Genomic DNA, 12475 nt, shown 5'->3' with positions numbered 1-12475 from the left:
CACTGGGGTGTGCGGGGGTGGTGACGAGCGGGCCGGGCGAGCGGGGAGGTCGCCCGGGCAGCGGCACTTGCTACCACGAGTGCGGGAAAAGCCGATCGGGCGAGTGATCTGTAGCCCGATCGGCCCTTCCCCCGGAGGCACTGCGTGCCCACCTCAGTACGCACCGCGGCTGGCCATGACGGCGCCGAAGGTCTTGGCGGCGATCCGGATGTCCATCAGCAGCGACCAGTCGTCGACGTAGCGCAGGTCCAGCGCGACCGACTCGTCCCAGCTCAGGTTGCTGCGGCCGCTGACCTGCCACAGGCCGGTCAGGCCCGGCTTGACCTGGTGGCGGCGGCGCATCTCGGCGGTGTACCGGGTGGCCTCGGTCGGCAGGCAGGGCCGCGGGCCGATCAGCGACATCGAACCGGTCAGCACGTTGAACAGCTGGGGCAGCTCGTCGATCGAGTACTTGCGGATGACCGCGCCGATCCGGGTGACCCGCGGGTCGTTCTTCATCTTGAACAGCGGGCCGGCGCCTTCGTTGGCGGCCATCAGCGCGGCCTTGCGGGCCTCGGCGTCGACGACCATCGACCGGAACTTGACCATCCGGAAGGTCCGACCGTCGCGGCCGATGCGGGTCTGGGTGAAGAAGGCCGGGCCACCGTCGGCGCGGACCGCGAGGGCCACCGCGATCAGGATCGGCAGGGTCAGCAGCAGGATGGTCAGGGCGCCGACGACGTCGAGCAGCTGCTTCACCGCGGCACCCGCCACGCGGGCCGGGGGACGGCCACCGGTCGGGGCGAAGCGCAGGGGGCGGGCGGCGGGGGCGGTGATGGCGACCATTGCTCTCTCCTCTTCCGTGGCCGCCTGAGCGGCTCGACCTGATGAGAGAACTCTGTCTGACCTGGGCCTTCGGGATAATCTCCGCGAGGGCTAGCTCCCGTGCGGGAAGCCGGAAGGGTTTTCTTACCCTTCCGACACTGCGCCGGACGGCGCAGCGCCCTGCGCCGGCTCGCGGCGCAGCGCTGAGGCCTTCTCGCGGGCACGCTCCGCGAGCGCACGGGCGCCGCGGGTGACGACCATCCGCACCAGGCCGGCGTTGACCCTGGCCACCCGGCGGCGCACGTCGCTGCGCACCTCGGCCCGGAAGCGCTCCTTGTAGCCGTGGTCGCCGCGCAGCAGGTCGACCTCGCCGAAGCCGTCCTCGGCCGCGGCCAGCATGGCCTGCGCACGCACCGAGAAGCCCGGGGTCATGCCGATGTCGGTGCGCAGGCCGCCGCTGTAGAACAGCAGCGCGCCCCGCCAGGCCAGCGTGTAGGTGATGGCCGCGGCGTCGGCGGGCTCGGGGCCCACGCGCAGCTCGTGCACGCGCACCAGGCCCGCGTCGCCCAGCCGGGCCGCGGCGATCTGGTGGAACCGGCGCCGGGCCGGGGTGGCGAACACCCGGGAGCGGTCGCCGAAGCGGGCCACGTGCAGGTCCATCATCCGTTCCAGCAGCGCCGGGAACCGGTCCGGGTCGGTGACGAGGCTGAACGCTCCCCCACCGGCCTCGGCCCGGCGGATCTCCTTGCGGACCTGCTTGCGGCCGTGGTTGCTGAGGATCTCCCCGTCCAGCGGGACGTAGGAGATCGGCAGCTCCTCGGTGGGGCGCACGACGAACCGCGGGCGCGCGAACGCGCCGTCGACGGCGGCGGCCAGCGCCCCGTCGGGGTTGAGGCCGTCCAGGTCGAGCACGTCCCAGCCGGGCGTGCGGGCCAGCTCGGCGAGCATCGCCGCGGCGACCTCGGCCCGGTCGGCAGGCGCGGCGACGACGTCGGTGTGGTCGGGGCCCACCCAGTACCAGCCGGCGATGCCCAGCACGCGGCGGCCGTCGAGGCGGGTGCGCTCCAGCGGCAGCAGCCCGACGACCTCGGAGCCGCGCCGGCACACCAGCACGCCCATGTCGGCGGTGAGCTCGGGGACGTCGCGCAGCGCGGAGGCCCACTGCCAGCTCAGGAACGGGGTGTCGACGTGCCCGGCCTCCTGCAGGCGCCGCCAGGCGGGTCCCAGGTCGGGGTCGGTCAGCCGAACCCGGTGCACCCGCAGCGCGCTCATCCGGGGGATCGTATGAGGCCCACCCCCCTTTTTGCCACTGTGGACGAATCGGGATGGCTCCGACGAGATCATGGCCCCGCACACCCCCGGTCCCCAGCGGGCGAACGGCGCGCTCGGCCCACGGGAGCGGTCGAGCGCGCCGTTCGCCCGGGCGACGGTGCCGGACCGGGCTCCCCTCCGAGCCGGTCCGGCACCGCCCCACCGGCGGCGGTCCCCCTCACGCCGCCGCCGGGTCCTGCGCGGCGGCCGGGCGGACCGCGGTCAGCCCGAACGCCTCGTCGTAGGCGGCGAAGGCCGCCTCGCGGCCGTAGCGCCGCGCGTGGTGGGCGAGGGCGGCGTCCGACTCGCGCCGGTTCTCCTCGACGTCGCAGAGCCGGACCAGCTCGTCCACCGTGGACTCGACGTCCGCCGGGGTCAGCACGCCGGTGCCGCGGCCGCTGGCCACGCCGTCGGCGCCCAGCGGGGTGCTGACGACCGGCACGCCGCGGCCCAGCGCCTCGATGACCTTGATCTTGACGCCGGTGCCGAAGCGGGCCGGGTTGAGCATCGCGGCGGCGCCGGCCAGCGCGGCGTCCAGGTCCTCGACGTAGCCCTCGACGACGACGTTCTCCGGCTGGGCGGCGGCCAGGTCGAGCAGCCACTGCGGGGCCTCGCGGCCGATCACGCGCAGCCGGGCGTCGGGGCGGCGGCTGCGCAGCCGCTCCCAGACCTGCTCGACGAAGCTGCGCAGACCGTCCTCGTTCCACGGCTGGCTGAGCAGGCCCAGGAACACGAACTCGGGGGCGCCGCGGAAGTCGCGCCGGCCGCGGGCCCGCACGACCGGCGGGATCGCCACGACGTCGTCGTAGCCGACGTAGGCGCGCTCGGCCAGCGACCGGCACTCGCGGGCGTTGACCAGCAGGCAGCGGTCGAAGCGGCGGGCCGCGGCGACCTCGCTGCGGGCGATCATGCGCTGCTCGAAGGCCAGCAGCACGCGCTGGACCAGCGTCGAGTCGACGAGCGTGCGCAGCGGGCCGGGGACGTGCTCGGCGAAGGTGCCCAGCGGGTTCATCGCCAGCTCGGGGTGGCTGCTCATGCGCTCGCGCATCATCCGGTAGCGCTCGGAGAACAGGTCGTCGAGGTAGCAGATCTGCCGGGCGGTGCCGCCCACGGGCGCGTACTGGCCGACCCGCACGGTGTCGTAGACCTCCAGGTCGGCGTCCAGCTCGCCGAGCTTGTCGGTGATGGCGCGGGCGACGGTGCCGGAGCGGGTCAGCGCCTCCTGCAGGCTGGAGCGGCCGGTGGCCACCCGGGTCAGCAGGGCGGTCAGCTTCTCCGTGGCCGAGGGCGCGGGCAGCAGGTGCACGGTGGCCGGGAAGTCGGCCCGGACCTCCTCTGCCTTGCCACCGATCAGCAGGTAGTGCACGTTCTCGACGCCGAGGCGGTCGCTCAGGTGGCGCAGCACGCCGTCCAGCACGACCTTCTTGCCCGAGTCGGCCGGGTACGGGTTGACGACGCTGAGGATCGCCACCGACGAGGTGCTGGTGAGGGCGCTGCTGCTCATGCCGAGAAGCATCACGACCTGCGGCCTTCCCGGTAATCGCCGCGGAGTACAGGTCTTGTGGCGTCCCCGGTTAGTGTCTTGTTACCGGTTCGACAGTGCCCTGGTACCGGTCCCCGGCGGTCTACTTACGACCATGCCCTCCCAGCCCAGCGCGCCCGAGCCCCAGGGCGGCCGCACGTTCGGCCGCCAGGCGGGCTGGAACTACGTCGTCTTCGCGCTCAGCAAGTCCACCACGCTGATCATGACCGTGGTGCTGGCGCGGCTGCTCGGGCCGGCCGACTTCGGCCTGTTCGCGCTGGCCCTGCTGGTCATGACGATGTTCGACTTCGTGCGCGACTTCGGGATCGGGGTCGCGCTGGTGCAGCGCCCCGAGCCGTGGTCGAAGGTGGCGCCCACCGGGGCCACGCTGACCCTGGTCTCCGGCGTGCTGATCGGCGGGCTGGCCGCGGCGCTGGCCCCGGTGGCCGCCGTGCTGCTGGGCGACCCCCGGCTCACCCCGATCGTGCAGGTGCTGGCGATCGCGCTGGTCATCTCCGCGCTGAGCGTGCTGCCGATGGCGGCGCTGCGCCGCGGGCTGGACTACCGCGGGCGGCTGCTGCCCGAGGTCGCGGGCGCCGTGCTCAAGGCGACCGTGGCCATCGGGCTGGCCGCCGCCGGCGGCGGCGTGTGGAGCCTGGTCTGGGCCCAGCTCGCGGGCAGCCTGGTCACCACCGTCGGCTACTGGGTGCTCGGGCGCACCTCGCTGCGACTGGGCCTGGACCGGGGGCTGGCGGTGGCGCTGCTGAAGTTCGGACTGCCGGTCACCGCCGTCGCGTTCCTGACGTTCGCCGTGTTCAACACCCCCACGGCGGCCATCGGCCGGCTGCTCGGCGCCGAGGAGCTCGGCTACTACACGCTGGCCTACCGGCTCCCCGAGCTGGTCGTGATCAACCTGTGCGCCGTCGTCGGCGACGTGTTGTTCAGCGCGCTCTCCCGGCTGCAGGACGACAAGCCCGCACTGGCCGCGCGCTACCTGCAGACCGTCCGCACGGTCGTCGCGCTCAGCGCCCCGATCGGCCTCGGGCTGGCCGCGGTGTCCACCGAGGTCGTGGCGGTCTTCTACGGCGAGCAGTTCGCCCCGGCCGCCGGCATCGCCGCCGCGCTGTCGGTGTTCACCGTCGTCTACTCGATCAACTTCCACGCCGGCGACGTCTACAAGTCGCTGGGCAGACCCGGCCTGCTCACCGGCCTGGGCGCACTCAAGCTGGTGGTGCTGGTCCCGGTGGTCCTCTGGGCGGCGCACCACTCGGCGCTGTGGGTCGCGATCGCGATGGCCGCGGTCGAGGGCCTGCTGACCGTCGTGCGGCTGAGCATGGTCCGCACGGTCCTGGGCGTGACCATCCGCCAGCACGTGGCCGCCCTGTGGGGGCCGGTGCTCGCCGCCGCGCTGATGGCCGGGACGGTCTACGGCCTGCTCCTGCTGGTGCCGGGCTGGCCGCCCGCCGTCCGGCTGCTTGCGGGGTTCGCGATCGGTGTGATCCTCTACGCCGCCGCGCTGCGGGTGCTCGCCCCGCAGCTGCCGGCCGCCGCCCTGACCATGATCCGCGACCGCCGCACCCCGCAGACGGAGGCAGTCTGATGCTGCGCGACCTCGTCCACGCCGACGTGATCCGCTACTCCGGCGGCTACTCGCGGGCCCGCCTGCTGCGCGCGGTGCTGCTGGAGCGCACCTTCCGCGTCGTGCTGACCCTGCGGCTGTGCCAGGCCGCGCAGGCCTCCGGGTCGAGGCCGCTGCTGGTGGCCGCGATCCTCGCGCACCGCGTGGCCAGCGCGAAGGCCGCCGTCGACCTGCCCTGGAAGACCCGCGTCGGCCCGGGCTTCCGGCTGTTCCACGGCTGGGGCGCGGTGGTCAACACCGAGGCCGTCATCGGCGCCGACGTCTCGCTGTTCCACGGCGTGACCCTCGGCCAGGGCGACCGCATCGCCGCCGACGGCAGCCGCACCACGGGCTACCCGGTGATCTCCGACGAGGTCTGGATCGGGCCGCACGCGATCATCGTCGGCGGCGTGACCATCGGGCGCGGTGCCCGCATCGCCGGCGGCGCCGTGGTCACCAAGGACGTGCCGGCCGGCAGCATGGTCGCCGGCAACCCCGCCGTCGTCGTCCGCTCCGACGTGCCCGCCGACGTGCTCAACCCCTCCGGGGTCCGGTCGTGAGCGGGTCAGCGGGCGGAGTCGGAGCAGCGGTTGGGGGTGACCGGGCCCTTGTAGGGCGTCACCTCCTCGCCCAGCTCCAGCACCTTCATCCGGTCGAACGGGATCTTCTCGATGCCGAAGTAGGTCAGGTCGCCCGCGCCCAGCGCCTCCTCGTAGGGGTCGTAGGGGTAGCTCTGCGGGTGCACCGCGAACAGGCTCAGCCCGCGGCTGGAGTCGGCGAGGTACATGCCGTACTCCTGCAGGGCGGTCGCGATCGTCAGCTCCGGGCCCGACAGGCCCAGCGCGCCCAGGTCGAGCTCCGGGTCGAGCACGACGTGCGCACCGATCGGGAGCGTGTCGGGGCCGTCGGTGCGCCCGTCGCTGCGGGTGGCCGGGAAGACCGGGTCGCCCGCGCGGGTGGCCGGGTAGGCGAACACCAGCGCGTGGTCGATGCGGCCGGCGACCAGCTCCTCCGGCCAGATCAGCCCGGCCGCGATGGAGAAGCCGCTGGCCCGGGTGGCCAGCCCGTCGGGGTAGATGCCGTCGCCGTCGGCCGGGGTGGCGTTGACCCACTCCGCGGTCCAGCCACCGGAGCCGTCGCGCTTCGCCCGGTACATCTCGAACACGCAGTCCGTCGTGGTGTCCAGCACGGCCAGGTGGCCGTCGTCGGCCGGGTCGGCCAGCGCGTTCGGCGGGATCGGCACCCGCTCCAGGGTCGCCTCCGGGGTGGCGTACTCGGCGGTCGGCGCGATCCGGTAGCGGGCGGTGCTCTCGTCGGCGACGAAGACCGGCGCGGTGAAGTTGCGGATCGCCACCACCGGCGGCGGACCGGCGAACCCGGCCACGTAGCTGTCGGAGCGCTCGTCGAAGACGGGGGCGTCGGGCACCGGGGTGCGCCAGATGGTGTCCGGCCCGGCGAAGAACTCCGCGGACGTGGGCAGCGGCGGCGGGGCCGACGCCCGACCCGGGGTGGTCGTCGCGCAGGCGGTGCAGGCCACCGCCAGCAGCAGCGGCAGCGCCTCGGCGAGCACGCGGCGCCGTCGGGGACGTGCGGTCGTATCGAACTGCATCGCAACGTTCTCCTGTGGCCGAGCGAGTACACGCGGGGGCGGTCGTGAAGATCCTGCACGTCATCGACAACTTCGGGTACGGCGGTGCGGAGTTGCTGCTGGCCACGTTGAACGGGGTCGCCGCGGAGGCGGGCCTGGACCTGTCCGTGGCCTGCCTCGGGCCGCGCACGCCCGAGCGGTCGGTCACCCTCCCGCTGCTCACCGACGCCGGGCTCGACCCGCGGTTCATCGGCGTGCACCGGCTGCTCGACCCGGCCGCCCTGTGGAAGATCCGCCGCACCATCCGGGAGTCCGGCTGCGACGTCGTGCACGCCCACCTCGGCTACGCCGGGATACTGGTGCCGCCGGCCGCCCGGCTGGCCGGGGTGCCGTGCGTGACCACGCTGCACCACGAGCCGCCGCCGTGGCAGCCGCGCGCCGACCGGATCAAGGAGTGGCTGTGGGTCCGCTCGGCCGAGCGCGGCGCCGCGCTGGTCTGGGTGTCCGAGGCCGCGCGCACCGCAGGCGCCAAGGTCGTGCCGCCGCGCCGCAAGACCTGGCGGGTCCTGCACAACGGCGTCGACCTCAGCCGCTTCACCCCCGACGGCACCAGGGCCTTGCCCGCCGACATCGACGTCCCGCCCGGCGCGCCGGTGGTCACCGTGGTGGCCGCGCTGCGCGAGCCGAAGGGCCACGAGGTCGCGCTGCGCGCCTGGCCGCGCGTGCGGGAGAAGGTCCCCGGCGCGGTGCTGCTGATCGTCGGGCACGGCCCGCACGAGGCCGCCCTGCGCGCCGCGGCCGGTGCGGGCGTCGTCTTCGCCGGCTCGCGCACCGACGTCCCGCAGATCCTCGCCGGGTCCACCATGGCGCTGCTGCCCTCGCTCACCGAGGCGCTGCCCACCACCCTGATCGAGGCGGCGGCCAGCGGGCTGGCCGTCGTGGCCACGACGGTCGGCGGCACCGCCGAGACCGTCGAGCACGGGCGGACCGGGCTGCTGGTCCCGCCCGGCGACCCCGATGCCCTCGCCGACGCCGTCGTCGAACTGCTGCTCGACCCCGATCGGCGGACCGGGTACGGCTCGGCCGGCCGGCGTCTGGCCGAGGACCGCTTCGACCTGCGACGCTGGGTGCGCAACCTGGCCGAGCTCTACACCGACGCCATCACCGGGCCGTCGCCCACCTCCCGCGGAGCAGTGGCTCCGTGAACGGACAGGAGAGTCACCGCATGCCCGGCACGAAGCTCAACGTGCGCGCCGCAGCCATCATCGCCCTGCTGGGCATCGTCGGTGCGCTGGTCGGTGTGGCCGTCGGCCTCTACCTCGCGCGCACGGGCAAGCCCTGGTTCCGCGCCGAGATGGAACTGGCGCTGCTGCCCGGCCCGGACGTCCCCGCCGAGGAGATCTCCAACTACTGGGAGGCGCTGGCCCGCGGCCAGGCCCCGCGGATCGCCGCCGAGGTGCTCGACCAGCCCCGTTGGGCCGCGGGCGCGGCCAAGGCCGCCGGGGTCGAGGAGGGCGCCGTGCTGATCACCGCGGGCGTCGTCACCGACACCACCCTGATCACCGTGGGCGGCGAGGCGCCGTCGGCGCAGGCCGCCGAGGCCGCGGTCACCGCCGCGGTCACCGAGGCCACCCCGCTGGCCCAGTCGGTGTCCGGGCCGTTCGTGCTGCAGGTCGTGCAGCCCGCGCAGGGCACCGCGGTCTCCCAGACCACGCCCGACTCGCAGGTCGTCGCGGTGGCCGGGCTGGCCGGGCTGGTCGTCGGGGCGGGCGCGGCGGTGCTGTTCGTGCGCAGGCGCGGCTCCGGGACCGCGCCCGCGGCGGCGAGCCCGCTCGGGGGCGGCGGCCAGGGCGGCGGGCTGCGACCCGGGCCCGCCCCGCAGCGCCCACCCGCCCCGCACCGCCAGGACGGCCCTCCCGGTCGCCCGCCCGCCGGGCTGCGCCCCGGTGCCGCCCCGCTGTCCCCGCACCAGCGGCCCTGAGCCGGCCGTGACCGCGCACCCGCCGGAGGGGTCGTGAGCGAGCTCGCGCGCGAACCATCAGCACAGCACCTCCGCGCAGCGCTGACCGAGCGCAGCGAGGGAATGCGATGAGCTCCCCCGGTCCCGGACCGCTGACCACCGGCGGCATCACGGTGAGCATCGCGCTCCCGCCCCTGCCCTTCAGCGGCGCGCCCGCCATCGAGCGGCGCCGGGTCGAGCTGGGCGGCGGCACGCTGCTCGTCGCGCTGGGCTCGCTCGTCCTGCTGGCGCTGTTCGTCGGCACCTCGACGGCCACCCTGGTGGTGGCCGCCATCCTCGCCGTCGCCCTGGTGATCGCCGCCGTGCTGGTGCCCGCGGTGGCGCTGGCGCTGCTGGTGGTCGGCGAGTTCGCCAACGTCAGCGGCGTGCTCGTGGCCCACGGGCTGCCCGGCGTCTTCACCCCGCTGCTGGGCGTCGGCCTGCTCTCGGCCCTCGTGGCCACCCGCTCCGCGGAGAACCGGGCCCGGCTCGCCTCGGTGCCGCGCGCCCCCGCGGTGCTGCTGGCCGTCTACATCGCGGCCGTCATGCCCGCCGTGCTGATCAGCTCCGACGCCGCGGCGACCGCGGAGAAGGTCCAGGAGCTGTGGGTCGACGGGCTGTTCCTGGTGCTCGTCCTGGTGCTGGCCCGGCTCGTCGAGCGGCCGTGGGCGGTCGCCGCGATGATCGTGCTGCCGCTCGTCGCGATCGCCGCGATGACCGTGCTCAACCAGCTGTTCCTGCAGGAGACCGAGGGGTTCTGGGGGTTCGCCCGGATCAGCAAGGCCCTCGGCGAGATGACCACCACCCCGCGCTACGCGGGCCCGATGGAGGACTCCAACTTCTGGGGCCGGGTGCTCATCCTCGGGCTGCCGATGGCGCTGGCGCTGGCCCACCGGGCCGTCGCCGCGAAGCGCGGGCTGCCCGCCACCGGCTGGGTCGTGTCGATCGCGCTGCTGCTCGGGGCCGTCTACCTCACCCAGTCCCGCGGCACCCTCATCACCGCCGCCGTCGCGACCATCGTCTGGGTCATCGCCAGCGGCCCGACGGTGCGCAAGCGGGCCCTGCTGACGCTGCCCGTGCTGGCCTTCGTCCTGCTGCTGCCCGGCATCGGCGACCGGCTCGTCAACGTCAGCGAGGCCTTCGAGGACGCCCCGGCCTACTCCAAGGACCCCTCGATCGTCGAGCGCGGTGTGGCCGGGCAGATCGCCGGCCAGATCTGGCGGGAGCACCCGCTGCTGGGCACCGGGCTGGCCACCTTCGCCTCCGAGCTCGACGACTACGCCGCCCGCCGTCCCGACCTGCTCATCGGCGTCACCACCGCCACGCACAACCTCTACCTGGAGATCCTGTCCGAGACCGGGGTCGTCGGGCTGGCCGGCTGGATCGTGCTGATCGGCGGCTGCCTGCTGCTGTCGGTGCGCTCGATCGTCCGGCTCGCCGGGGCGCCGCGCGACGGGCCGGACGGCGCGCCCACCAGGGCGCTGGCCGCGGCCACCCTCGCCGCGGTGGTGGCGTGGTCCCTGGCCAGCCTGTTCCTGCACCTGTCGCTGGTCCGCACGCTGTGGGTGGTGCTGGCGCTCACCGGGCTGCTCTACACGCTGACCAGGGAGAAGTACGCGCCGAGCGGGTCGGCGCTCGTCGCCGCCCGGACGGCGACGCGCGGGCTGCGCACCGGGCTCGGCGTGAGCGCGGTGCTGGTCGTCGCCGGGGCCGCGGTGGGCGGCGCGATCCTCTACAACCTCAGCGAGCTCACCTACACCGCCCGCGCCACCCAGACGCTCGTCCCGGCGGCAGGCACCTACTACTCCTACGGCCTGGACATCCGGTCGCGACGGCCGGTGATGCCCGCCTACGCGGCGATGATCCAGGGCGAGCAGTCCCGCTCGGTGCTCAAGGTCGACGCGGAACCGGCCACCGGCCTGGTCGCCTTCGTCGGCACCGGCGGCAGCGAGCAGGAGGCGAAGGCCAGGGTGGACGCGGCCATCGCCGCGGCCCCGTCCGCGCTGCGCCAGTACGGCGCCGACCGCCAGTACGACATGGTCGAGGTGTCCCCGGCCGAGGTCGAGGTGGAGCGCGTCTTCCCGCGGCAGGCGCTACTGCTGGCCGGTGGCGCGGTCGTCCTGGAGCTGCTGTTCTGCCTGGCCGTGCTGCGGCTGGCCCGCCGACAGACCCGATGAGGGGAACGCCGATGTCCCAGAGCCCGCTGCGGGTCGCCCACCTGATCCACTCGCTCGGTCCCGGCGGCGCCGAGAACGTGCTCGTCGAACTGGCCGCCGCGGCCGACGCCGGCGGGCTCGACCCGGTGTTCCTCGGGCTCTCCCCGCACCCCGACCCGGTGCACGCGCGCACCCTCGCGTCGCTGGGCTTCCCCGTCGTCCAGCTGGAGCTGGACCGCTGGGACCCGCGCGCGGTCACCCGGGCCACCGCGGTGCTGCGCGGCTACCAGGTGCAGGTCATCCACACCCACCTCAAGCACGCCGACCTCGTCGGGGCGCTCGCCGGGGCGCGGCTGAAGGTGCCGGTGGTGTCCACGCTGCACGTCATCGAGGACGCGCCGGCCACCCGGATGGCCCGCTACAAGCGCACCGCCGGGCTGCTCGGGCGGCGCCGCTTCGCCACCCGCACGCTCGCCGTCTCGCACTCGCAGATGCGCTGGTACCAGCAGCTGTCGGGGACGACGGAGGGCGTCGAGGTCCTGCCTAACGGCGTGGCCGACCCCGGCGTGCCCGACGCGGCCGACCGGGCCCGCATCCGGGCCGAGCTCGACGTCCCCGACGACGGCCTGCTCATCGGCTCCGCGTCGCTGATGCGCCCGGAGAAGGGCCACCACCTGCTGCTCGACGCGATCGCGCGGCTCGACCCCGAGCTGCCGGTGACCGTGGCGCTGGCCGGCGACGGGCCGCTGCGCGCCGAGCTGGAGTCGCGGGTGGCCGCCGACCCGGGCCTGGCGCGGCGGGTGCGGTTCCTCGGCTACCGCGACGACGTGCCGGTGCTGCTCGGGGCGACCGACCTGGTGCTGCACACCAGCCTGGCCGACGCCCTGCCCACGACGCTGATCCACGCGCTGGCCGTCGGGGTTCCCGCGGTGGCCACCGACGTCGGGGGCATCCCGGACATCGTCACGCCGGAGACCGGGCTCATCGCCCCGACCGAGCCCGCCGCGGTGGCGTCGGCGGTCCAGAAGCTGGCCACCGATCCGGCGCTGCGGACACGGCTCGGGGCGGCGGGGCGTGCGGTGTTCCTGGAGCGGTTCGAGGCGCGGGGATGGGTGGAGCGGCTGCGCGCCGTCTACGATCGGGCGCTCGCGGGTCGTTAGTCCTGCCGGGCCCCGGCGATCGCGAGGGGTGAACGGCGCAGCGCGCGAAGCGCCGGAAGAGGCTCGCGACGGCCGCGATCTGCACCGCTGTCCGTGTCGACGGTCCCGGCGGTCGCGCCGTGCTCGGCCGCGACGGCCCGGATGGGCGCCGCGATCGCGCGCCGGTTCGTCCGACCACCGGCGGGTGCTCGCTGTTCTCGCCTACCTGCGTGCTCGATCGTGCTTCCTGTTCCTTCTGACGCGAGTTCCCAGGGGCTGGCGCTGGGGACGGCCGCTGGCCCCCGCCACACCTCGGAAAATGACCAGCCATGCCAGGC

The 12475-nt window shown here is 74.7% G+C and carries 10 protein-coding genes; 6 read left to right on the top strand and 4 right to left on the bottom strand.

Going from position 1 to position 12475, the window contains the following annotated elements:
* Positions 1-153 precede the first annotated feature (153 nt).
* The 3 genes from KDL28_RS23950 to KDL28_RS23940 all read right to left on the bottom strand — a co-directional run bounded on the left by KDL28_RS23950 (position 154) and on the right by KDL28_RS23940 (position 3619).
* Positions 154-825 (bottom strand): sugar transferase, encoded by a 672-nt coding sequence (locus KDL28_RS23950; protein WP_256502556.1) that lies wholly within the window; start codon positions 823-825, stop codon positions 154-156.
* A gap of 123 nt (positions 826-948) precedes the next feature.
* Positions 949-2076 (bottom strand): GNAT family N-acetyltransferase, encoded by a 1128-nt coding sequence (locus KDL28_RS23945; protein ID WP_252441733.1) that lies wholly within the window; start codon positions 2074-2076, stop codon positions 949-951.
* A 217-nt stretch (positions 2077-2293) separates the two neighbouring features.
* Complete coding sequence (locus KDL28_RS23940) at positions 2294-3619, bottom strand: glycosyltransferase family 4 protein (RefSeq protein ID WP_252441732.1); 1326 nt, start codon at positions 3617-3619, stop codon at positions 2294-2296.
* A gap of 133 nt (positions 3620-3752) precedes the next feature.
* Between KDL28_RS23940 and KDL28_RS23935 the strand changes: the two genes are divergently transcribed.
* Both KDL28_RS23935 and KDL28_RS23930 read left to right on the top strand, forming a co-directional pair.
* Entirely contained in the window at positions 3753-5237 is a 1485-nt protein-coding gene (locus KDL28_RS23935) for a lipopolysaccharide biosynthesis protein (protein ID WP_252441731.1), read from the top strand.
* Positions 5237-5815, top strand: a complete 579-nt coding sequence (locus tag KDL28_RS23930; RefSeq protein WP_252441730.1) for a serine O-acetyltransferase — start codon at positions 5237-5239, stop codon at positions 5813-5815. Before KDL28_RS23935 ends, KDL28_RS23930 begins: the two co-directional genes overlap by 1 nt.
* A gap of 5 nt (positions 5816-5820) precedes the next feature.
* On the opposite strand, the gene KDL28_RS23925 is transcribed toward KDL28_RS23930, so the two are convergent.
* Entirely contained in the window at positions 5821-6864 is a 1044-nt protein-coding gene (locus KDL28_RS23925; RefSeq protein WP_252441729.1) for a hypothetical protein, read from the bottom strand.
* Positions 6865-6878: 14 nt separating this feature from the next.
* On the opposite strand from KDL28_RS23925, the gene KDL28_RS23920 reads away from it, so the two are divergent.
* The 4 genes from KDL28_RS23920 (at position 6879) to KDL28_RS23905 (ending at position 12158) form a co-directional block, all read left to right on the top strand.
* The gene (locus KDL28_RS23920) at positions 6879-8048 is read left to right on the top strand and encodes a glycosyltransferase family 4 protein (RefSeq protein ID WP_252441728.1); all 1170 of its coding nucleotides are present in this window, start codon (positions 6879-6881) and stop codon (positions 8046-8048) included.
* 20 nt (positions 8049-8068) lie between these two features.
* The gene (locus tag KDL28_RS23915) at positions 8069-8824 is read left to right on the top strand and encodes a hypothetical protein (protein ID WP_252441727.1); all 756 of its coding nucleotides are present in this window, start codon (positions 8069-8071) and stop codon (positions 8822-8824) included.
* Positions 8825-8931: 107 nt separating this feature from the next.
* The gene (locus KDL28_RS23910; RefSeq protein WP_252441726.1) at positions 8932-11019 is read left to right on the top strand and encodes an O-antigen ligase family protein; all 2088 of its coding nucleotides are present in this window, start codon (positions 8932-8934) and stop codon (positions 11017-11019) included.
* 11 nt (positions 11020-11030) lie between these two features.
* Entirely contained in the window at positions 11031-12158 is a 1128-nt protein-coding gene (locus KDL28_RS23905) for a glycosyltransferase (protein WP_252441725.1), read from the top strand.
* The last annotated feature ends 317 nt before the right edge of the window (positions 12159-12475 follow it).

Source organism: Pseudonocardia humida, from assembly GCF_023898865.1.
GTDB classification, from domain to species: Bacteria; Actinomycetota; Actinomycetes; order Mycobacteriales; family Pseudonocardiaceae; genus Pseudonocardia; species Pseudonocardia humida.
The sequence above is the reverse complement of the archived record's forward strand: the minus strand, read 5'-3'. Positions and strand labels throughout refer to the sequence as shown.